The organism is Actinomadura violacea, from assembly GCF_017573465.1.
GTDB lineage: Bacteria > Actinomycetota > Actinomycetes > Streptosporangiales > Streptosporangiaceae > Spirillospora > Spirillospora violacea.
Window position 1 is genome coordinate 328,114 of the sequence record NZ_JAGEPF010000003.1, and the last position, 20,948, is coordinate 349,061.

Below are 20,948 nucleotides of genomic sequence, written 5' to 3' on the forward strand. Positions count from 1 at the left end.
CCGCCAGATCCGGGCGCCCCGTAGGCTTCCGTACATGATCGATCAAACGGCGTCGTACGTGTCCGGGCTGTTCTCGCTGGAGGGCAGGACGGCGGTGGTGACCGGCGGCAGCTCCGGGATCGGGCGGGCCATCGCGGTGGCGCTGGCGCGGGCGGGCGCGGCGGTCGTGGTCGTCGCCCGCCGCGAGCGCGAGCTCGCCGACACGGTGAAGGAGCTGGAGTCGCACGGGTGCCGGGCGGCGTCGGTCAGCGCGGACCTGTCGTCGCGCGACGGCGTCGCGGCCGCGGCGGCGAGCGCGGTGGAGCCGTTCGGGGAGCCCGACGTGGTGGTCAACGCGGCGGGGATCAACCTGCGTCCGCCGATGGACGAGCTGGGCCAGGACGTGTGGGACGCCACGATGGCGGTGAACCTGGACGCCCCGTTCCTGCTCGGGCAGCGGTTCGGGCCGGGGATGGCCGAGCGCGGGTACGGGCGGCTCATCCACATCGCCTCGCAGCAGGCGTTCCGCGCGTTCGTCACCAGCGGCGCCTACGGGGTGTCCAAGGCGGGGCTGGTGGCGCTGGCCCGCTCGCAGGCGGAGGCGTGGTCGGCGCGGGGTGTCACCGCCAACACGCTGGTCCCGGGTTTCGTGCTGACGCCGCTGAACGCGCGGCTGCAGGACGATCCGGAGCGGGTGAAGGCGCTCGCGGCGCGGACGATGACCGGCCGCAACGGCGTCGCCGAGGACTTCGCGGGCGCGGCGGTGTTCCTGGCCTCGCCGTCGGCGGCCTACGTCACCGGGCAGGCGCTGTTCGTCGACGGCGGCTTCTCCGTCCACTGACCCGCCCGCCCCGGGCGCCCCGGGGGCGGGTCAGTCCCACAGGCCGGTGGCGCGGACGGCGTCGGCGGGGCCGGTGGCGTGCGCGATCCCGGCGACGGGCCGGCCGTCCTCGTCGTGGACGAGCCAGCCGCCGAGCTGCACGACCGGGACCCGCCCGGCGCGCATCGCCAAGGCCAGCTCCGACAGCGTCCCCCAGGACCCGCCGACGACGATGACGGCGTCGGCGGCGTTGACGATCACGTTGTTGCGGGCCTGGCCGAGGCCGGTCGGCAGCACCACCGTCAGGTCGGGGCCGGCGGCGGACCGGTCGGCGGCGGGCAGCACCCCGACCACGGTCCCGCCGGCCGAGCGGGCGCCGGCCGCGGCGGCGGCCATGACGCCGCCGTGCCCGCCGCAGATCACGACGGCGCCGCGGCCGGCCAGCAGCCGGCCGGTCTCGTGGGCGCGGTCCCAGTCGCGTTCGGTGCACTCGGCGGGGCCGCACACCGCCACCTGGACGGCCACGGCCTACCGGGCGCCGTGCGCGCCGGCGATCCGGTCGATCACCGCGGCGAGGTCGAAGTCCTTGCCGGTCAGGCCGCCGGCGCTGTGCGTGGACAGCGCGAACGTCAGCGTCCGCCAGCGGATGTCGATGTCGGGGTGGTGGTCGGCGTCCTCGGCGGCGCGGGCGACCTCGTCCACCACCGCGATCCCCTCCAGGAACGACGGCGCCTTCACCTCGCGGCGGATCTCGTCGCCGTCCCTGCTCCAGTCGGGCAGGGCGCGCAGGCGGTCGGCGACGGCGGTGTCGTCGAGCGTGTCGGCCATCGGTGGTCACTCCCTGTCGTCGGGTCGCTGCGGTCTCCTTCCGAGTACATCACGGCCGGCGGCGGGTCCTGTGGCGCGGGTCACCCGGCCGCGGACGCGCCGGCCGACAGGTCGTACAGGGTGGTGCCGCCGACGGAGGCGGCGGTGAAGTTCGCGGCTACCCATGCGCTGATCTTCTGGGCGTCGTCGCTGCCGCTGCCGCTGCCGCCGCGGCCCATCATGGTCCCGCCGCCGACGAAGTAGTGGATCTTCTTTTGGCGGACGAGCCGCTGGAACTTCGCGAGGGTCGGGGAGGGGTCGGTGCCGTTGAAGCCGCCGACCGCCATGACCGGCTCGCCGGTGGCGAGCTGGTAGCCGGCGGCGGTGTTGGACCCGACCGCCGCGGCGGCCCAGGTGTAGGACGCGGCGCCGGCCTTGAGCGCCGCGGTGACCTGCGCACTGGGCGTCCCGGCGTCCAGCAGCCCGCCGGCGCCGCCGGTGCCGCCGCCGGGGCGTCCGCCGCCGAACCCGCCCGGCGCTCCGCCGCGGACCGCGCCCTGCCCGTTGCCGTTCTGGCCGGTGAAGCCGCGGCCGGGGCCGCCGGCCATGCCGGGTCCGGGCTGCCCGCCGCCCTGTGGCGGGGCGAACCCCTGGCCCCGGTTCCAGCCGCCGCCGGGGCGGCCGGGCCCGCGTCCGCCGCCCGGGCCGCCGCGTCCGGGACCGAAGCCCCCGGACGTGCGGGGACCGGCGGTGACGATGGAGCCGGTGTGCGCGGTGCCGGCGGTGTCCACCGCGTACGCGGCGGGCCCGGCGAGCGACGCGGCTGCCGCGAGGACGAGCACGGCGGCCAGCAGCGGGCCGCGCAGCAGCCGGACGCCCGCCAGCGCGGCGGCCGCGACCAGACCGGCCGCGACGATCGCCGGGCCGAGCCAGGGGTGCCAGCCGGGACTGCGGCCCAGCAGCACGTACGCCCACACGGCGGTGACGGCGACCGACACCGACAGGAACGCGGCGCCCTCGGTGGTGCGGCGCCGTTCCCACAGCAGCGCGGCGCCGGCGCCGACGAGCGCGGCGATCGCGGGGGCGAGCGCGACGGTGTAGTACTCGTGGAAGATCCCCTGCATCTCGCTGAACACCGCGCCGGTCAGCAGCAGCCACCCGCCCCACACCAGCAGCGCGGCGCGGGCCGGGTCGGTGCGGGGCGCGCGGCGGGTGACCCACAGCCCGGCGGCCAGCAGGACCAGCGCGGCGGGCAGCAGCCAGGAGATCTGGCCGCCGATCGCGGCGCCGAACATCCGGCCGATCCCGGCGTCCTGGTTGAGGTTGCCCAGCCCGCCGGTCTCGTCGCCGTTGAGGCGGCCGATCCCGTTGTAGCCGAGCGCCAGTTCCAGGACGGAGTCGTGCTGGGATCCGCCGATGTAGGGGCGGAACGAGGTGGGCACCAGCGCGACGGCCAGCACCCACCAGCCCGCCGACGCGATCAGCGCGGCGCCGGCGAGGACCAGCTGCCACAGCCGCCGCCGCACCGGCGCGGGCGCGGTGACCAGGTAGACCAGCGCGAACACCGGCACGACCAGGAACGCCTGCAGCATCTTGGCCAGGAACCCGGTGCCGACGCACGCGGCCGCGGCCAGCAGCCAGCGGGTGCTCGCGTTCTCCTGCGCGCGGATCATCGCGTAGGCGCCTGCGGTCAGCAGCAGCACCAGCAGCGCGTCGGGGTTGTTGAACCGGAACATCAGCGCGGCGACCGGGGTGAGCGCGAGCGCCGCCCCGGCCAGCAGTCCCGCCCAGGCGGGGAACCGGCGCCGGACCGCCGCGTACACGGTCGCGACGGTCGCGACGCCCATCAGCGCCTGCGGGACCAGGATGCTCCAGGAGTTCACCCCGAAGATCCGCGCGGCGATCTCCATCGGCCACAGCGCGGCGGGCGTCTTGTCGACGGTGATGGCGTTCGCGGCGTCGGAGGACCCGAAGAAGAACGCCTTCCAGCTGGTCGCGCCGGCCTGGACGGCGGCGGAGTAGAACGCGTTGGCCCAGCCGGACGCGCCGAGGCCCCACAGGTACAGCACGGCGGTCGCGGCGAGCAGGACGAGCAGGGCGGGCCGCGCCCACGCGGGGTCGGCGGCGGGTCCGCGCCACAGGCGGCGCAGGAGCCGGCGGGGACGGCCTCCCCACCCGCCCGGGGTGCGGTGGGCGGGCGGGGAGGCCTGGATCGTGGAGGTCATCGGTGGATATCCCAGGGGTCAGCCCAGCTTGTACAGCTGGGCGCCGGTGGAGCCGGACGACGAGGAGGTACCGGACGACGAGGAGCTGCCGGACGACGTGGTTCCGCCGTACTCGGCGCGCTTGACCAGGGTGCCGTTCTTCTGCACCCAGGCGGTGACGGACGCGTTCCCGCCGCCGGGGCCCATGCCGCCGCCGAGCAGGATGTAGCGCAGCTTGCCGTCCTTGACGTACTCCTGCAGTTTGGCGACGGTCATGGCGGGGTCGCTGCCGGTGAAGCCGCCCATCGCGATGACGGGCCGTCCGGTGCTGAGGATGATCGAGCTCGCGGACTGGGCGCTGGAGACCGCCAGCAGCCAGGTCGCGTCCCCCTGGTTCCTCTCCAGGTAGGTGATCATCTTGCTGTCGGCCTCGCCGCCGGGGCCGCCGCCGCCGAAGCCGCCGCGTGCGCCGCCGGGCCGCTGGGAGCGGTCGCCGCGCGTCCACGGCATCTGCCCGCCTCCGGGCCGGGCGTCCTGCCCCTGTCCGGCGGAGTTCTGCCCGCCGGGTGCGGCGCCGGGGAAGCCTTCGGGCATCTGCCCGCCGGGAGCACCGCCCGGGGCGCCGCCGGGCATCCGCCCGCCGGGGAAGCCGCCCCTGGCGCCGCCGGGCATGCCGCGCATCCCGCCAGGGCCGCCGAAGCCGGTGGACGGCCCGGCCTGCGGGTTGGTGCCGTTGGACGCGGTGGACGCGGCCGACACCGCGTACGCACCCGGCCCGGCCAGCGCCGCGACGACGGCGAACACCGCCCCGGCGACGGCCGCGCGGGTTCCGGCGCGGGGGACGAACCGTCCGAGCAGCAGCCCGGCGACCGCGAGGACGGCCGCGGCGGCGATCGTCCAGCGCAGCCACGGATGCCAGGACGGGGTGCGGTTCAGCAGCGTGAACGCCCAGGCACCGGTCGCGGCGATCGCGACCGACAGCACCAGCGGCCACACCCACGACCCGCGGGCGGCGCCCCGCCCCGCGCCGTACAGCAGCACGGCTCCGGCGCCGGTGAGCGCGGCGATCGCGGGGCCGAGCGCGGTGGTGTAGTAGGGGTGGAAGGTGCCTTCGGCGAAGCTGAAGATGACATAGTGGACGGCGAGCCAGCCGCCCCACAGCAGCAGCGCGGCGCGGGCGAGGTCGGTGCGGGGCCGCTTCCACAGCAGCACCAGGCACGCGGCCAGCGCGATGACGGCGAACGGGATCAGCCAGGAGATCTGGCCGCCGACGATGTCGTTGAACAGCCGTCCGGCGCCGGCCTGGCCGCCGAAGGAGGCGCCGCCTCCGCCGGGTCCGCCGCGTCCGCCGCCGGGGCCGTTGTTCTCGCCGAAGACGCGGCCGAGGCCGTTGTAGCCGATGACCAGGTCCCAGACGGTGCCGTCGGTGCTGCCGCCGATGTAGGGGCGGCTGCGCGCGGGGACGGCGTCGACGATCAGCATCCACCACGCCGACGACACGGCCAGGGCGGCGCCGGCGGCGAGCAGGTGAAGCAGCCGCCGCACGATCGGGGGCCGCGCGGTGATCAGGTAGACCAGCGCGAAGGCGGGGACGACGAGGAACGCCTGCAGCATCTTGGTGTTGAAGCCGCAGCCGATCAGGAACGCCGACAGCAGCAGGGGTCGCAGCCGCCCGGTCTCGACGGCGCGCTGGCACGCCCATGCGGCGGCGACCAGCAGCAGCACCAGCAGGGTGTCGGGGTTGTTGTCGCGGTCGATCGCGACGGTGATCGGGGTGAGCGCCAGGACGGCGGCGGCGATGAGCGCGGCGGGGTGCCCGAACGCGCGGCGCACGGTGGCGTGCAGGATCGCGACGGCGGCGACGCCTTCGATGACCTGAGGGAGCAGCAGCGCCGGGGTGCCGAACCCGATGACGCGGGCGAGCAGCTCCTGGGCCCACAGCGCCATCGGCGGCTTGTCGACGGTGATGTAGTTGCCGGCGTCCAGGGAGCCGAAGAAGAACGCCTTCCAGCTCTGCGAGCCGCTCTTGACGGCGGCGGAGTAGTAGGAGTTGGCGTAGCCGCCGGAGGTCAGGTCCCAGGCGTACAGGGCGGCGGCGACGGCCAGTACCGCCCAGAGTGCGGGGCGGGACCAGGCGGGGTCGCCGGGGGCGCCGAGCAGGATCCGGCGGAGCCGCCCGTGGCGTTGCGGCGCGGCGGTGCGCGCGGCGGGCGCGGGGATCGTCTGTGCCATCAGCGGGTTCCTCCGGTCTCCTCGGCGGCCGGCGCGCGGCCGTCCCCGGAGATCGTGTCGCCGGTGCGGGTGCCGGGGGCGTGCGTGCGGTCCCCGAGGCGGCGGGGGTGGAAGATCCAGGCGCGCATCAGCAGGAACCGCACCAGGGTGGCGACGGCGTTGGCGGCGATGAGCGCTCCGACCTCGACGGCGCGGGACGCACCTGGCGCGGCGGCGTGCAGCAGCGCCAGACCGCCGGTGGACAGGGCGAGGCCGAGCAGGAACGCGGCGCCGCCTTCGAGCTGCTGGCGCAGGGCGCGGCGGGTGCCGGTGACGCCGAAGGTGAAGCGGCGGTTGGCGGCGGTGTTGGCGATGGTGGTGACCACCAGCGACAGCGCGTTCGCCCACAGCGGGCCCATCGCGAGCCGCAGCAGCACGAACAGGATGAGCTGCGCGACGGTGCTGACGGCGCCGATGACGGCGAAGGCGGGCAGCTGCCGCGCCATCCCGGCGGGCAGGTCCGCGGCGCCGGCGGCGGCGGGTGTGCGGCGTCGGCCGACGGGGGCGCGGAACGCGCCGGTGAGCATGCGGCGCGCGACGCGGGCCATGCCGCGCAGGTCGTCGCGGGCGGTGCGGACGACGTCGACGCGGGAGTCGGGGTCGTCGATCCAGTCGACGGGGACCTCGTGGATGCGCAGCCCGTTGCGTTCGGCGAGCAGCAGCAGCTCGGTGTCGAAGAACCACTCCTCGTCCTCCACCGACGGCAGCAGCGCCTGCACGATCTCGGTGCGGGCGGCCTTGAAACCGCACTGGGCGTCGGAGAAGCGGGCGGCGAGGGCGGTGCGCAGCAGCAGGTTGTAGCAGCGGGAGATGACCTCGCGGCGGGGGCCGCGCACGACGGCGGACCCGCGGGTGAGCCGCGACCCGATCGCCAGGTCGCTGTGCCCGGAGATCAGCGGCGCGACCAGCGGCAGGAACGCGTCCAGGTCGGTGGACAGGTCCACGTCCATGTAGGCGACGACGTCGGCGTCGCTGGTGCCCCACACGTGCCGCAGGGCCCGGCCGCGTCCCTTCAGGTCCAGGTGGACGGCGTGGACGCGGTCCAGCGCCGCCGTCAGTTCCTGCGCGACCCGCCAGGTGCCGTCGGTGCTGGCGTTGTCGGCGACGGTGATGCGGAACGGGTAGGGGAAGGTGTCGGCGAGGTAGGCGTGCAGCCTGCGCACGCTGGCGGCCAGGACGCGTTCCTCGTTGTAGACGGGGACGACCACCTCGACCAGCCCGCCCCGCCCGCCGTGGTCGTGCGCGGGCGGGGGCGGCCCGGCGGGCGTGCCCCGTTCGGTGACAAGGTGACTCATGGGACCGAGGTTCGGGCGCGGGTGTGGGAAGGCCCTGAGCCGTTGATTAACGCGGTATGAGAAACCGGGTCCGGTCGCGGCGCGGCGGGTTCAGTCGCGGGGCGCGGCGGTGCCGGGGAGGCGGACGCGGGCCAGGGCGCCGCCGCCTTCGGCGGGTTCGAGGTCGACGCTGCCGCCCATCTCGCCGACGACGCGGGCGACGATCGACAGGCCGAGCCCGGAGCCGGGCAGGCTGCGCGCCGACGGCGACCGCCAGAACCGTTCGAACACGTGCGGCAGGTCGGCGGCGGGGATGCCTGGCCCGTGGTCGCGGACGGTCAGCTCCCCGGCGGTGAGCCGGACGGTAACGGTCCCGGCGGGCGGGGAGAACTTCACGGCGTTGTCCAGCAGGTTCACCACGGCGCGTTCGAGGGAGGCGGGGTCGCCCTGCACGTACCAGGGCTCGGTGCCGGCCTGGACGGTCAGGCCGGGGCCGCGGAGCCGGGCGCGCTGGACGGCGCGGTCGACGACGTCGTGCAGCGCGACGGTCTGGTGGACGGGTTCGGCGTCGTCGGGGCGGGCGAGCTCCAGCAGGTCCCCGACCAGGCTGGACAGCTCCTGCATCTGCGCCTTGACGCTGACGAGCAGGTTGTGGCGGGCGGCGGCGGGCAGGTCGCGTCCGGTGGCCTCGGCGCGCAGCAGCAGGTCGATGTTGGTGCGCAGGCTGGTCAGCGGGGTGCGAAGCTCGTGGCCGGCGTCGGCGATGAGCTGCTGCTGGCGTTCGCGGGACGCGGCGAGCGCACCGGTCATGGCGTTGAAGGAGCGGCTGAGCCGGGCGATCTCGTCGGTGCCCTCGGCGGGGATGCGGGTGCCGAGGTCCTCGGTGCGGGCGATGTGCTCGACCGCGCCGGTCAGCTCGTCGACGGGCCGCAGCGACGCGCGGGCGATCATGAGGCCGGCGCCGGCCGACACCAGCACGCCGAGGGCGGTGACGGCGACCAGCAGCAGCGCGAGGTTGTCCAGCGGCCCTTCGACCTCGTCCAGGGAGATCGCGACCGACACCGCGAAGGTGCCGCCGGCGGCCTGCACGGGGTAGGTGAGGATCCGCACGTCCTCGCTCTTGCCGCTCGCGTTGACGCCGGTGCCGTCGTGCAGCGCGCGGGTGCTGTCGCCGCGGGCGACCGCGGCGTCGGCGGCGGTGACCTTCAGCGACCCGGCGTCGGGGACGGTGCAGGCGCGGCCCTGCGCGTCGACGACCTGGGTGATCTCGTAGGGGCCGGGCAGGTGGCCGTCGGTGCCGCTGCTGGTGGGTGCGGACCGGCAGTACCGCAGCGCCTCCTGCAGTTCGGGCAGCATCCGCTGCAGGCGGCCCGGGGCGCCGGGGCCTCCGGGCCCGCCGGGGCCGGGCGGCCCGGCGGTGAACGCGCCGAGGCGCCGGTCCAGCTCGTGGTACAGCTGGTTGCGGGTGAGGTACCAACCGGCGGCGGCGCACACGGCGACGGCGAGCGCGACGGCGGTGGCGGTGAGCAGCGCCATCCGGGCGCGCAAGGTGAGTCGCCGTGTCATCCGGAACCGCCGCGCCGCCTGCGGGCGCTCGGGCGCGCGCGCGTCGCCGGGGCGCCGCCCGGCGGTCACGGGGACGCCGCCGTCCGCAGGACGTATCCGACGCCGCGGACGGTGTGCACCAGGCGCGGCATCCCGCCGGCCTCGGTCTTGCGCCGCAGGTACATCACGTACACGTCGAGGGAGTTGGAGGCGGGTTCGAAGTCGAAGCCCCAGACGGTCTCCAGGATCTGCTCGCGGGTGAGGACCTGGCGGGGGTGGGTGAGGAACATCTCCAGCAGCATGTACTCGGTGCGGGTGAGGGCGAGGGGACGGCCTCCGCGGGCGACCTCGCGGGTGAGGGTGTCCATCCGCAGGTCGTCGAAGGCCAGGACGTCGTCGCGGCGGGCGCCGGCGGCGGTGTCGGCGTTGATCGCGGTGCGGCGCAGCAGGGCGCGGACGCGGGCGAGCAGCTCGTCGAGCTCGAAGGGCTTGGCGAGGTAGTCGTCGGCGCCGGCGTCCAGGCCGGTGACGCGGTCGCCGACCATGTCGCGGGCGGTGAGCATCAGCACCGGCATGGTGGCGCCGGCGGCGCGCAGCCGGCGGCAGGTGGTGAGGCCGTCCATGCGGGGCATCAGCACGTCCAGCACGACCAGGTCGGGGCGGTCGGCCTCGACGCGTTCCAGGGCGGTGACGCCGTCGGCGGCCTCGGCGACCCGGTAGCCCTCGAACTGCAGGCTGCTGGACAGCGACTCGCGGACGGCGGGCTCGTCGTCGACGATCAGTATCCGGGCGGCGGGCGCCGCCTGCGGGGTGCCGGGCTCCATGTACACACGGTAAACACCGCCGGTGGGGGGCCGGTCCGGCGGCCGGGGTTTCTCATGGATCTTTCAGAAAGTTCTGAGGGGGCGTTCAGCGGGGCGGGGCGCCGCCGACGTCGTCGGTGACATCCGCCCAGGCGTCCCCGCCCGCCGCGGGTTCGGCGGTGGCGCGGACGACGACGGGCCCGGGCGCGGGCCGGGCGGCGGTGCGCGCGGGAGGCCGGGCGGCGGTGGTCCAGGTGGTGCGGGCCACGTCGACGACGACGTCGCGGGCGACGTCCAGGACCATGTCGCGCAGCACGTCCTTCATCGCGAGCTTGAGGGCTTCGCGGAGCAGTTCGGCCATCACCGCCTCGATCGCGGCGGTGGCGGCCTGCGCGGCGGCGCGGACGGCCAGGTCGCGGGCGGTGCGGGCGAACGCGCCGCCCGCGGCGGCGGCCAGCAGCCCGCCGGCGGAGCGGGCGGCGTCGCGGGCGCCGGTGCGTTCGGCCAGGTCGCGGCCGGCGCCGACGGCGGCGCCCGCGATCGGGGTGAGCTCGGCGGCGATCGCGGTGATCTCGGCGGAGCTTCGGGCGCGGTCGCGCAGCGCGGCGGCCAGGTCCCGGGCGGTCTCGCGGGCCGTCTCGCGGACGACGCGTCCGACGATGTCGCGGCCGGCGAGCAGCGCGGCGTCGACGGCCGCGTCGGCGACGGCGTCGATCGCGGCGTCCACGACGGCGCGGGTGGCGGCCTGCACGGCGGGTGAGGCGGCGGCGGTGGTCATGGTGCGGCCCGCCATGTCCAGGGCGGTGGCGGTGGCGGCGCGGGTCAGGGGGTGGCGGGCGGCGAGGCGGCGCGCGGCGACGGCCATGGGGTGCTGGGCGGCCTGCTCGGCGAGGGTCATCGCGGCGGTGGCGGCCTCGACGGCGGGCGCGGTGGCGGGGTTGGCCTCGGCGGCGGCGCGGGCCTCCCGCACGGCCTTCTCCGCGGCGGCCGACGCTGCCTTGACGGCGGTGTCGCGGGCGGCCTTCTCCACGGCGCGCATCACCGGGGTGCCGGCCATCTGCTCGACGATGCGGGCGGCGGCGAGGGACGCGGCGTCGCGGGCGGCGTGCCGGACGGGTCCGCTGACGGTGGTGGCGAGGCGGGCGGCGCCTCCGGCGACGGGCGCGAGGCCGTCCCACAGCTCTTCGAGCCGTTCGGCGGCGGCCTGGTCGGCGCGCTCGGCGAGGCGCCGCTGCCGGTCGCGGTCGCGTTCCCGGGCACGTTCCGAAGCACGTCCGGGGTCGCGGTCGGGGCCGCTTTCCCGGTCGCGCGGCCGTTCGTCCCGCCGGTCCCTTTCGTCCACGGTCACGCCCCCCATCACGGTCCGCCGCCTGAAATCACCATACTTTCCGTTTACCCAAACCACTCCCCTTCGCCCGGACCTCCCCTTCGCGGCGGCCGCGGGGCGGCGGCGCGGCGCGAGGGGGCGCGCCGTTAATCGGGTGGCCCGGGTGCGGGGCGGGCGGCTAGAGTGGGCGCCGGAACCGAAAGGGGGGTGAGGTCGCATGGCCGTCGTTGCGGTCGCTGCTGCGCGCAGCAGCCAGATCGTCCTCATCTCCCGGGCCTCCGGCTGACCCCGGTCCGCTTCGTCCGGCGCGCTCGCCGGGGCCCCTTCATCCAAAGGGTTCCATTCCGTTGTCTTCTTTCAACGGGTCTCCCCTGTCCTGCTACGGCTGGGACGAGACCCTGGAGCAGGTTTTCCTTCCGCACCGCGCGGCCGGGCTGGTGCCGGCGCGGGTCGCCGCCGTCGACCGCGGCCTGTGCGACGTGGTGACCGAGTCGGGTCCGGGCCGGGCGTCGGCCGGGCCGCTCGCCGCACCGGCCGATCCCGCGGCGGCGCCGTGCACGGGCGACTGGGCGGCGCTGCGCCCGGACGGCCCGGACGGGCGTCCGGTGCTGGCGGCGCTGCTGCCGCGCCGCACCGCGATCGTCCGGTCGTCGGCGGCGCGGGACTCGCGCGGCCAGGTGCTGGCCGCCAACGTCGACACCGTCGCGATCGCGGTGCCGGCGCCCGATCCCGATCTCGGGCGGCTCGAGCGGCTGCTCGCGCTGGCCTGGGAGAGCGGCGCGCGGCCGGTGGTGGTGCTGACCAAGGCCGACCGGGCCGCGTCGCCGGCCGACACCGAGGCGGAGGTCGCTTCGGCCGCTCCGGGCGTGGACGTGGTGGCGTGCAGCGCCGCGACCGGCGCGGGCGTCGACGTGGTCGCGGCGGTGCTGTCGGGCACGGTGGTGCTGGTCGGGCCGTCGGGTGCGGGCAAGTCCACGCTCGGCAACGCGCTGCTGGGCGGCGAGGTGCTCGCCACGGGCGCCGTCCGCGAGTCCGACGGCAAGGGCCGGCACACCACGGTGCGGCGGGAGCTGCTGCCGCTGCCGGGCGGCGGGGTCCTGATCGACACGCCGGGGCTGCGGGGCGTGGGGCTGTTCGACGCCGCCGACGGGCTGCGGCGGGCGTTCGCCGACGTCGAGGACCTCGCCGAGGGCTGCCGGTTCGGTGACTGCGCGCACATGAGCGAGCCGGGCTGCGCGGTCCTGGCGGCGGTGGCGGACGGGTCGCTGCCGCAGCGGCGCCTGGACAGCTACCGCAAGCTGCTGCGGGAGAACGCGTGGATCGCCTCGCGGTCGGACGCGCGGCTGCGCGCCGAGGAGCGCGACAAGTGGAAGGCCGTGAGCCGGTGGCAGCGGCGGATGTACAAGGAGCGGGGGTACGGCAAGTGAGCGGGACGTGGGCGACGCGGCCGGAGACGGCGGCGGACGGGCCGGCGGTGCGCCGGGTCGTGGAGGCGGCGTTCCCGACCGCCGAGGAGGCCGATCTGGTGGACGCGCTGCGCGGTGACGCGGCGTGGCTGCCGGGCCTGTCGTTCGTGGCGGAGGACCCGGCCGGGCGGGTCGCCGGGTACGCGCTGCTGACGCGGTGCCGGGTCGGCGGCGCGGACGCGCTGGCGCTGGCGCCGGTGGCGGTGCTGCCGGAGTACCAGCGGCGCGGTGCGGGCGGCGCGGCGGTCCGCGCGGCGCTGGCCGCGGCGGCGGGCCGGGGCGAGCGGCTGGTGGTGGTGCTGGGGCATCCGGCCTACTATCCGCGGTTCGGGTTCGTGCGGGCGTCGTCGCTGGGGATCTCGGCGGCGTTCGAGGTGCCGGACGAGGCGCTGATGGCGCTGGTGCTGGACGGGCCGTCCGGTGCCGGGGCGTCCGGTGCGGTGCCGTCCGGTGCGGTGCCGTCCGGTGTGATCGAGTACGCGACGCCCTTCGGGGTGTGAGCGTGCGGGCCGCGCCCCCGCGTGAGGCGGGGGCGCGGCCCGTGCCGGGTCACCGGCCGCGCCGCTGGAAGGTGCGGACCGACAGCGGCGCGAACACCGCGATCAGCGCGAGCGACCACAGCAGCGTCGCGGTGACGGGGTGCGCGAGCGGCCAGGCGAGGTCCCGGCCGCCGGTGGGGGCGCCGGGGTTGCCGAACAGCTGCCGGGACGCGGCGGTCGCGGCGCTGACGGGGTTCCAGTCGGCGATGGCCTGCAGCCAGGAGGGCATGCCGCCGGTGGGGACGAAGGAGTTGGACAGCATGGTGACGGGGAACACCAGCGGGACGAACTGGTCGGCGGTCTGCTCGTTGCGCACCACCAGCCCGAGGTAGCAGCCGGCCCAGCCGAGCGCGTGCCGCATCAGCAGCAGCAGCAGGAACGCCTCGGCGGTGGGCCAGAGGCCGCGGTGCGCGTGCCAGCCGACGATCAGGCCGGTGGCGGCCATGATGACCAGCGCGAGGATCCCGTGGATCAGGTCGGCGCCGGCCTGCCCGAACGGGACGGCCGAGCGCGCCATCGGCATGGAGCGGAACCGGTCCATGACGCCGCGGGAGGCGTCGGTGGCGACCCGCAGGGTGACGGCCATGACGGAGGTGAACGACACCATGACGAACAGGCCGGGCATCAGGTACTCGCGGTAGTTGCCGCCGCCGGGGACCTTGATGGCGCTGCCGAACACGTACCCGAACAGCACCACCATCACGGCGGGGAAGATCAGCGCGGCGATCAGCTCGCCGGGTTCCTGGCGCAGCCGCGACAGTTCGCGTCCGACGAGGGTGAGGCCGTCGGCGGCGGCCCAGCGCAGCCGCTCGGGCAGCGGCGGGCGGGCGGTGAGGGCGGGGGCGGTCATCGGACGGTCTCCTTCTGCTCGCGCGGCCCGGCGCCGGCCGGCTCACCGGGTCCGGCGTCGGGTCCGGGTCCGGGTTCGGTGTCGCGGCCGGTGAGGCGCAGGAACACCTCGTCGAGGGTGGGGCGGCGCAGGCCGACGTCCTCGGCGGTGACGCCGGCGCGGTCGAGTTCGCGGACGACGTCGGCGAGCCGGACGGCGCCGCGGGCGAGCGGCACGGTGAGGCGGGCGCCCTCCAGGGCGGGGTGGGCGCCGGCGAGGCGGGCCAGGACCTTCGCGGCCTCGCCGGCGTCGGCGGGGTCGGCGAGGGCGACGTCGAGGCGGTCGCCGATGGAGGCCTTGAGCTCGTCGGGGGTGCCGCCGGCGATGACGCGGCCGTGGTCGATGACGACGACGTCGTCGGCGAGCCGGTCGGCCTCCTCCAGGTACTGGGTGGTGAGCAGCACGGTGGTGCCGTCGGCGACCAGGCCGCGCACGGCGTCCCAGATCTCGCCGCGGCTGCGCGGGTCCAGGCCGGTGGTGGGCTCGTCGAGGAACAGCACCTGCGGCCGCAGGATCAGGCTGGTGATCAGGTCGAGGCGGCGGCGCATGCCGCCGGAGTAGCCCTGCACCTGCCGGTCGGCGGCCTCCATCAGCCCGAACCGCTCCAGCAGCTCGTCGGCGCGGCGGCGGGCCTCGCGGCGGGGCAGGTGGTAGAGGCGGCCGAACATGCGCAGGTTGCCGCGGCCGGTGAGCTTCTCGTCGACGGCGGCGTACTGCCCGGCGAGGCCGATGCGGGCGCGGACCCGGTCGGGTTCGGCGGCGACGTCGTGGCCGGCGACGCGGGCGCGGCCGGAGTCGGCGTCGGCGAGGGTCGCCAGGATCCGCACGGCGGTGGTCTTGCCGGCGCCGTTGGGGCCGAGCAGCCCGCAGACGGTGCCGGGGGCGACGGCCAGGTCGAGGCCGTCCAGGGCCTTGGTGTCGCCGTAGCGCTTGTGCAGCGCCTCGGCCGACACGATCGGTTCGTCCGGCATCTTCGCCTCCATTGGGTACGCCGTACGCGGTTGGATGACGTCAGGGTAGACAACCGAGTACGATGTACGCAACCAGACGCGTGGGACGGGCCGGGCCGCTCCCGCGGGCGGCGGAGGGAGCACGGTGGCGGACGTGGAGGCGGTCAGCATCTTCGCGGTCCCCGAACGGCAGGGGCGGGGGCCCAAGCCCGCCTACAGCCGCGCGCGGATCACCGAGGCGGCGGTGCGGGTCGCCGACGCCGACGGGCTGGAGGCGGCGTCGATGCGGCGGATCGCCGCCGAGCTCGGCACCGGCGCGATGTCGCTGTACCGCTACGTCCCCTCCCGCGACGACCTGATCGAGCTGATGTACGACCACGTCATCGGCGCCCTGGGGATCCCGGACCGGCCGAGCGGCGACTGGCGCGCCGACCTGGCGCTGGTCGCCCGCAACACCCGCGAGGTGTGGCTGGCGCACCCGTGGCTGGCCGACCTGCACCGCGCCCGCCCGACGTTCGGCCCGAACCAGCTGCGGATCCTGGAGTTCGCCTTCGGCGCGCTGGACGTCGGCATCCCGGTGGACGACATCATCACGCTGGTGACCATGCTGAACGGCTACGTCCTCACCACCGTCCGCGCCGAGATCGAACGGGAGCGCGAGCGGCGCCGCACGGGAATGACGATGCAGGACCTGATGCGCCAGAGCTCCCCCTACGTCCAGCAGCTGCTCGACGCCGGCGAGCACCCGATGTTCGCCCGGGTGGTGAAGGACGCGGCGCTGCCGCACATGGAGCCCGACGAGCAGTTCGCCTACGGGCTGGAGCGCGTCCTGGACTGCATCGCCTCCCGCCTGTGACGCCCGCGCGCGGCGCCGGCCGGCCCGGGGTCAGGGCAGGCGGTAGGCGCCGGAGGCGAGCCCGTCGGCGACGGCACGGGCGGTCTGCTCGGGGGTGAGCGCCGCGGAGTCCAGGACGTGGTGCTCGTGGTCGCCGAGGTCGGCGAACTCCTCGAACATCCGCAGGACGGGCCCGGGGTCGGTGAGCGCGCCTGGCCCGCGGCCGGTGGCGCGGGCCAGGACGGTGTCGCGGGGCGGGCGCAGCACGACGTAGTGCAGGGGGACGCCGGCGTCCGCGGCGGCGCGGCGGAACGGGTCGAGGAACCACGGGCCGACGACGCCGTCGAACACCACGTGGTAGCCGCCTTCGGCGTATCCGGCGGCCGCGGCGGCCTGGACGGCGACGACGGTCTCGTTCTGCCGCTGGGCCTCGGGCAGGTAGGGCGGGACGGCGCCCTGGGCGATGAAGGCGAAGAAGTCGTCGCCGTGCAGCCGCACGCTCGGCGCGAGCCGCGCGGCGAGCAGCCGGGCGACGGTGCTCTTGCCCGCGCCGCACGGCCCGGTCAGCACGGTGACCGTCCCGCGTTCCCGATCCGTCATCCGCTCCCCCGCGCGGTCGGTGGGTGCCGCGCCCGCCGGCCACGCTACGCCCGCGAGGGCGTCACCGGCGACCGGGTTTCCGCTCCCGCCCGGTCCGGCGCCGGGGGCGGCCGCGGCGGGGTCCGTTTGCGCCCGGGGACGCCGCATGTCGGGTCGGGCGACGGGTTCGGTGAGAATTCCACGTCCGGATCCGGCCACGCGCGCGGGGAGTATCGGCCCCGGCGCGGGGCGCCGGGCGCACGGCAGGAACTCATGGGGCGCGGGGTGCTGCGTTAAAGACGCAGCACGTTCCGTTCCCGGCCGGGAATTACCATAGGCCGGCGCGGGCGCGCAAGGTGTCGAAGCGGCCACGGTAATGCACCGGGGAAGGCGATATTGGGTGTGTGCGGTGTTTCGGTTAGGTTCTGCTGTTAGCGCGTCGCATCGCGCGTCCGCGGGGCGGTGGCCCTTCGGGCGCGCCGCCGGGCCGAAATGCCGCCGGAGCCCGCTGTGACGTGCGGTGATGTCGGGCACGAAATGGCCGCAGATCATTGGAGAATCATGACCTCGCTCGCTGGATCCGCCGTATCGGCCGACCTCCTCGCGCACGCCCGCCGAACGCTGGACGACAGCGCGTTCTTTTCCGACCTGCGGGCGGGAAAGGCGCCGATCGAAGTGGTCCGCGACGTTTTCGGGCAGTACTACCTGTGGCGGAACCAATTCCACCGGTGGCTCGGCGTGTGCGTGGTGAAGAGCCCGGCGTTCGGCACCGAGTTCGACGCCTCCCGCGTCCTGTCCGGGCTGACCGAGCACATCGAGGAGGAGGTCGGCGGGGACCACCACGGGCTGGCGGTGCGGATGCTGCGGGCGCTCGGCGTGCAGCGGCCGTCGTCGGTGTCGCCGCTGCCGGTGACCGCCGCGTACTGCGCGTCGTTCCCGGCGCGGTTCCTCGCGCCCGAGCGGGACGGCGCGGAGGCGGTCGCGGCGCTGGCGGGCCGGGAGATCGCCAGCCCCGTCCGCAACCGCGTGGTGATCGACGCGCTCGCCGGCCGGTACGGGGTGGCGTCGGGGCTGGAGTTCCTCACCCTGCACGAGACCAAGGGGCCCGGGCAGTTCGCGGCGCTGTGGGACATCCTGCTCAACGGCTACTTCGCCGACGAGGCGCTGATGCTGGGCGCGGCGCGGCGGGAGATCGCCGAGCACGTCGCGTTCTGGGACGAGGTGTACACCCACCTGTCCCCCGCCCTCACCCCGGCCTGACCCTCCGCCTGAATCGCCCCCGCGCGGCCCGGCGCCGGGCCGCGCGGGTCGTCGCGCTGCGGGTCGTCGCGTGCCGGGGCGGTCAGCGGCCGGTGGTGACGACGATCTTGCCGACCTGCGCGCCGGCCTCCAGGTAGCGGTGCGCCTCGACGATCTCGTGCAGGCCGAACAGGCGGTCGACGGCGGGGGTGAACGCGCCGGTGCGCAGGCCGGAGGCGACGAACGCCTCGGCGCGGCGCAGGCGCGCCGGGTCGGTGGTCGTCTCGTGGAGGGTGTAGGTCCGCATGTTCAGCGCGGGCATGCCGAGCGCGAACCCCGGGTAGGGGGTCGGTTCGCCGCTGAGCGCCCCGTACTCCAGCAGGGTGCCGCCTGGTGCGACGGCCCGGGCCAGGTCGAGCACGCCGGGCCCGGCGACGGCGTCGAACACCAGCTCCGCGCCGTGTCCGCCGGTCAGGTCCAGGACGCGCGGGGCGACGTCGTGCCCGCGGGTGACGATCACCTCGGCGGCGCCGGCCGCGAGCAGCGCGTCCTTCTTGGCGGGGGTGCGGGTGACGGCGATCGGGCGGGCGCCGGCGCGGACGGCGACCCGGATCGCGGCGAGGCCGACGCTGCTGGACGCGGCGGTCAGCACGGCGGTGTCGCCGGCGCGCAGCCCGCCGGTCTCCACCAGCGCCCCGTAGGCGGTCAGGTACGGCATCCACACCGCAGCGCCGCCGACGGCGTCCAGGCCCTCGGGGCGCCGCACGACGGCGGCCGCGGGGACGATCGCCTCGTCGGCGTAGACGCCGTAGTCGTTCATGGAGAAGGCTGGGACGACGCTGACCGGCTCGCCTGCGCGGAAGGCGGTGACGCCGGGGCCGGCGGCCTCGACGGTCCCGGCGGCCTCGGCGCCGAGCCGGGCGGGGAACCGCCTGACCGGCTCGATGTAGGTGCCGGCGCGGAACAGCGCCTCGGCGCGGTTGAGCCCGATCACCTCGACGCGGACCAGCAGCTCGCCGGGGCCGGGGTCGCCGGTCCGCGCGTCCTCCAGCCGCAGCACCTCGGGTCCTCCGAGTTCGTGGAACCGCACCGTGGTGGTCATCGCGCATCGCCCTTCCCGTGCCGGCGGGCGGCGCGGCGCGCCGCCCGGGAGGGATCACCCAACCCGAAAGTACGATCACTGTCAAACTTTGATGGTTGTCGTACTTTGATGGTCGTCCTAGGATGCGGTGCGGGAGGTGCGGCATGGCGGTGGTGCGCGAGGGCGGGCGGGACCGGGTCCCGCCGCATCCCGACGTGCGGGAGGTGGGGCTGCAGCGGGTGCTGGAGGCGCTGGTGGACCCGGTCCGCCGGCGGATCGTGGCCGCGCTGGACGCGGCGGGCGCCGATCTGAGCTGCGGCGCGATCGATCTGTCGGTCAGCAGGTCGACCGCGACCCACCATTTCCACGTGCTGCGCGAGGCGGGGCTCATCCGCCAGTACTACGTCGGCACGTCGCGGATGAACGCGCTGCGCCGCGAGGAGTTCGACGCGGTGTTCCCGGGGCTGCTGGACGCCGTGGCCGCCGAGCACGCCCGCACCTGACAGCCCCCTGCCCGCCGGTTTTTCGGTTGCGGGGGCCGGGGGCGCGCGGGCAGTGTCGCGGTATGGACGGCGAGGTTCTGCGCTACTACGAGCGCGGCGAGGAGGACCGGCGGCTGCGCGAGGGCAACGGCCGGCTGGAGCTGTGGCGAACGCAGGACGTGCTGCGCCGGGTGCTGCCCGCGCCGCCGGCGCGGGTCGTGGACGTCGGCGGAGGCCCGGGGGTGCACGCCGAGTGGCTGGCCGCCGACGGCCATGAGGTGGAGCTGGTGGACCCGGTCCCGCTGCACGTGGAGCGGGCCGCGGGGATCCCCGGGGTGACCGCGCGGCTCGGCGACGCCCGTGACCTGCGGCTGCCGGACGCGTCCGCGGACGCGGTGCTGCTGCTCTGGCCGCTGTACCACCTGGTGGAGCGCGCCGACCGGGTGCGGGCGCTGCGGGAGGCGGCGCGGGTGGTGCGGCCCGGCGGTGTGGTGGCGGCGGCGACGATCGGCCGGCACGCGGCGCTGCACGACATGCTCCGCACGCGCCGCTACCAGGGCGAGCGGGCGGTCGTGGACGCCTCGGTCGCGACCGGTGTGCTGCGTCCCGCGCCCGGGATGGGGTTCACGACCGCCTACCTGCACGAGGCGGACGAGCCGCCGCGCGAGTTCGCCGACGCGGGGCTGCCCGGCGCCCGCTCCTACGGGCTGGAGGGCACGGCGTGGCTGTTCGGGAACCTCGGCGAGCTGCTGGATGAGGATCGCGCGACGCTGCTGGAGGCGCTGCGCGCGGTGGAGTCGGTGCCGTCGCTGATCGGGGTGAGCGGGCATGTGGTGACGGTGGCGGCCCGCCCGGCGTGAACCGGGGGCCGCCCCTCGCCGTCCGCCGCTCCTGGCCGTGCGCCGCGGCGGGGTCAGGGGGTGGGGAAGTCACGGCGTTTGATCTTGGCTTTGGCGCAGGCGGGGTCGGCGGGGTCGCGCCAGAACACGATGCCCTCGTAGGGGTGGGCGTGCAGCCAGGCGGCCAGGCCGTCGTGGTCGCGGGGGACCTCGCCGAGGTCGTCGGCGCCGTGCGGGACGAGGGTGTGCTCGGCGGCGCCCTCCGGGTTCCCGTTGATCTTCGGGCCGATCAGCTCGTAGGTGCCGGGTGCGCGGCCGTCACCGCCGGCGGCGTCCAGGGCGGCGCGCAGGTGCTTCCAGAACGCCGACTGCTCGGCGGGCTCCCATCCGATGGTCTTGCCGGTGGCGGGGTCCTCGCTGAGGGGGACGAAGCCGGGCGGCGCGGGCCGGCCGGCCTTCACCTCGCGGCGGGCGTGCCAGCGGGCGCCGTCGAAGCGGACGCAGGTGCCGTCGTACTTGCGGGTGGCGCGGCCCTCGCCGGCCGCCACCCACGCGCAGGACGGGTCGGTGACGCGGGTGACGTGGCGGGGGTCGCCGTCCCAGTCGCGGACGAACAGTGTGGGGATCTTGCGCATGCGGGCGGTGCCTTCCCGGTGGCCGGTCGGCCGCACCGCGGCGGCGGTGCGGGGCCTCCCCGGCAGGAGTCGAACCTGCGGCGCCCGGTTCCGGAAACCGGTGCTCTGTCCTCTGAGCTACGGGGAGCGGGCCCCGCCCCCGGGTGACGTGGGGGCGGGGCGGGAGACGCCGGTGGGATTCGAACCCACATGATCCGGAGCTGCAATCCGGTGCCTGGGAACCGTTCGGCCACGGCGTCGTGGCCCGCAAGGGAGCGGGCACAGGGATCTTTCAAGGGGACCTGGACCGGGGAGAGGGCCACCGTTCCGGTCGGAAGGAGGGGCGGCCGTGACGCGCGGGACGCGCCTGGGGTCAGGGGGCCGCCCGCCGGGCGGGCCGGGAGC

At 76.0% G+C, this 20,948-nt stretch carries 20 protein-coding genes and 2 tRNA genes; 7 read left to right on the top strand and 15 right to left on the bottom strand.

Features of this window, described 5'->3' with window-relative positions; translation table 11 throughout:
• Positions 1-34: 34 nt before the first annotated feature.
• Positions 35-820, top strand: a complete 786-nt coding sequence (locus J4709_RS05515; protein WP_208237606.1) for an SDR family NAD(P)-dependent oxidoreductase — start codon at positions 35-37, stop codon at positions 818-820.
• Between the two features lie 30 nt (positions 821-850).
• Here J4709_RS05515 and J4709_RS05520 read toward each other — a convergent pair whose 3' ends face one another.
• From J4709_RS05520 to J4709_RS05555, 8 genes are all read right to left on the bottom strand, one after another.
• The gene (locus J4709_RS05520) at positions 851-1,324 is read right to left on the bottom strand and encodes a TIGR00725 family protein (protein ID WP_208237609.1); all 474 of its coding nucleotides are present in this window, start codon (positions 1,322-1,324) and stop codon (positions 851-853) included.
• Between the two features lie 3 nt (positions 1,325-1,327).
• Entirely contained in the window at positions 1,328-1,627 is a 300-nt protein-coding gene (locus J4709_RS05525; RefSeq protein ID WP_208237611.1) for a 4a-hydroxytetrahydrobiopterin dehydratase, read from the bottom strand.
• A gap of 80 nt (positions 1,628-1,707) precedes the next feature.
• Complete coding sequence (locus J4709_RS05530) at positions 1,708-3,831, bottom strand: ArnT family glycosyltransferase (protein ID WP_208237613.1); 2,124 nt, start codon at positions 3,829-3,831, stop codon at positions 1,708-1,710.
• 18 nt (positions 3,832-3,849) lie between these two features.
• Positions 3,850-6,042 (bottom strand): mannosyltransferase YkcB-related protein, encoded by a 2,193-nt coding sequence (locus tag J4709_RS54510; protein WP_208237615.1) that lies wholly within the window; start codon positions 6,040-6,042, stop codon positions 3,850-3,852.
• Complete coding sequence (locus J4709_RS05540) at positions 6,042-7,376, bottom strand: bifunctional glycosyltransferase family 2/GtrA family protein (RefSeq protein WP_208237617.1); 1,335 nt, start codon at positions 7,374-7,376, stop codon at positions 6,042-6,044. Before J4709_RS05540 ends, J4709_RS54510 begins: the two co-directional genes overlap by 1 nt.
• A 90-nt stretch (positions 7,377-7,466) precedes the next feature.
• Positions 7,467-8,921, bottom strand: a complete 1,455-nt coding sequence (locus J4709_RS05545) for a sensor histidine kinase (protein WP_208237619.1) — start codon at positions 8,919-8,921, stop codon at positions 7,467-7,469.
• A gap of 65 nt (positions 8,922-8,986) precedes the next feature.
• Positions 8,987-9,724 (bottom strand): response regulator transcription factor, encoded by a 738-nt coding sequence (locus J4709_RS05550; RefSeq protein WP_208237621.1) that lies wholly within the window; start codon positions 9,722-9,724, stop codon positions 8,987-8,989.
• Positions 9,725-9,809: 85 nt separating this feature from the next.
• A complete protein-coding gene (locus tag J4709_RS05555) occupies positions 9,810-11,051 on the bottom strand; it encodes a hypothetical protein (protein ID WP_208237623.1) in 1,242 nt (413 codons plus the stop codon).
• A 326-nt stretch (positions 11,052-11,377) separates the two neighbouring features.
• On the opposite strand from J4709_RS05555, the gene rsgA reads away from it, so the two are divergent.
• Together rsgA and J4709_RS05565 are read left to right on the top strand one after the other, a co-directional pair.
• Positions 11,378-12,457, top strand: coding sequence for a ribosome small subunit-dependent GTPase A (rsgA, locus tag J4709_RS05560; RefSeq protein ID WP_232383009.1), 1,080 nt, complete (start codon positions 11,378-11,380; stop codon positions 12,455-12,457).
• Complete coding sequence (locus J4709_RS05565) at positions 12,454-12,996, top strand: GNAT family N-acetyltransferase (RefSeq protein WP_208237625.1); 543 nt, start codon at positions 12,454-12,456, stop codon at positions 12,994-12,996. The genes rsgA and J4709_RS05565 overlap by 4 nt, the downstream gene beginning before the upstream one ends.
• Positions 12,997-13,045: 49 nt before the next feature.
• On the opposite strand, the gene J4709_RS05570 is transcribed toward J4709_RS05565, so the two are convergent.
• Entirely contained in the window at positions 13,046-13,885 is an 840-nt protein-coding gene (locus J4709_RS05570) for an ABC transporter permease (RefSeq protein WP_208237627.1), read from the bottom strand.
• Positions 13,882-14,895 carry an ATP-binding cassette domain-containing protein gene (locus J4709_RS05575; RefSeq protein ID WP_208237635.1) on the bottom strand — a complete coding sequence of 338 codons (1,014 nt, stop codon included), beginning with the start codon at positions 14,893-14,895 and terminating at the stop codon, positions 13,882-13,884. The genes J4709_RS05570 and J4709_RS05575 overlap by 4 nt, the downstream gene beginning before the upstream one ends.
• 124 nt (positions 14,896-15,019) lie before the next feature.
• Here J4709_RS05575 and J4709_RS05580 point away from each other — a divergent pair, with 124 nt between their 5' ends.
• Positions 15,020-15,730 (top strand): TetR/AcrR family transcriptional regulator, encoded by a 711-nt coding sequence (locus J4709_RS05580; RefSeq protein WP_208237637.1) that lies wholly within the window; start codon positions 15,020-15,022, stop codon positions 15,728-15,730.
• Between the two features lie 30 nt (positions 15,731-15,760).
• On the opposite strand, the gene J4709_RS05585 is transcribed toward J4709_RS05580, so the two are convergent.
• A complete protein-coding gene (locus J4709_RS05585) occupies positions 15,761-16,309 on the bottom strand; it encodes an AAA family ATPase (RefSeq protein ID WP_208237639.1) in 549 nt (182 codons plus the stop codon).
• Positions 16,310-16,849: 540 nt separating this feature from the next.
• Here J4709_RS05585 and J4709_RS05590 point away from each other — a divergent pair.
• Positions 16,850-17,548, top strand: a complete 699-nt coding sequence (locus J4709_RS05590; RefSeq protein ID WP_208237641.1) for an iron-containing redox enzyme family protein — start codon at positions 16,850-16,852, stop codon at positions 17,546-17,548.
• 82 nt (positions 17,549-17,630) lie between these two features.
• Here J4709_RS05590 and J4709_RS05595 read toward each other — a convergent pair whose 3' ends face one another.
• Positions 17,631-18,629 carry a zinc-dependent alcohol dehydrogenase family protein gene (locus J4709_RS05595; RefSeq protein WP_208237643.1) on the bottom strand — a complete coding sequence of 333 codons (999 nt, stop codon included), beginning with the start codon at positions 18,627-18,629 and terminating at the stop codon, positions 17,631-17,633.
• A 143-nt stretch (positions 18,630-18,772) separates the two neighbouring features.
• Here J4709_RS05595 and J4709_RS05600 point away from each other — a divergent pair, with 143 nt between their 5' ends.
• Positions 18,773-19,111, top strand: a complete 339-nt coding sequence (locus J4709_RS05600) for an ArsR/SmtB family transcription factor (RefSeq protein WP_208237644.1) — start codon at positions 18,773-18,775, stop codon at positions 19,109-19,111.
• 62 nt (positions 19,112-19,173) lie between these two features.
• A complete protein-coding gene (locus J4709_RS05605) occupies positions 19,174-19,950 on the top strand; it encodes a class I SAM-dependent methyltransferase (RefSeq protein ID WP_208237645.1) in 777 nt (258 codons plus the stop codon).
• 53 nt (positions 19,951-20,003) lie between these two features.
• Here the strand turns inward: J4709_RS05605 and J4709_RS05610 are convergent, their stop codons facing one another.
• The 3 genes from J4709_RS05610 to J4709_RS05620 all read right to left on the bottom strand — a co-directional run bounded on the left by J4709_RS05610 (position 20,004) and on the right by J4709_RS05620 (position 20,803).
• Positions 20,004-20,564: a hypothetical protein gene (locus J4709_RS05610; RefSeq protein ID WP_208237646.1), complete on the bottom strand. Its 561-nt coding sequence runs from the start codon at positions 20,562-20,564 to the stop codon at positions 20,004-20,006.
• 54 nt (positions 20,565-20,618) lie between these two features.
• A tRNA-Arg gene (locus tag J4709_RS05615) sits at positions 20,619-20,691 on the bottom strand.
• Positions 20,692-20,728: 37 nt separating this feature from the next.
• A tRNA-Cys gene (locus J4709_RS05620) sits at positions 20,729-20,803 on the bottom strand.
• Positions 20,804-20,948: the final 145 nt, after the last annotated feature.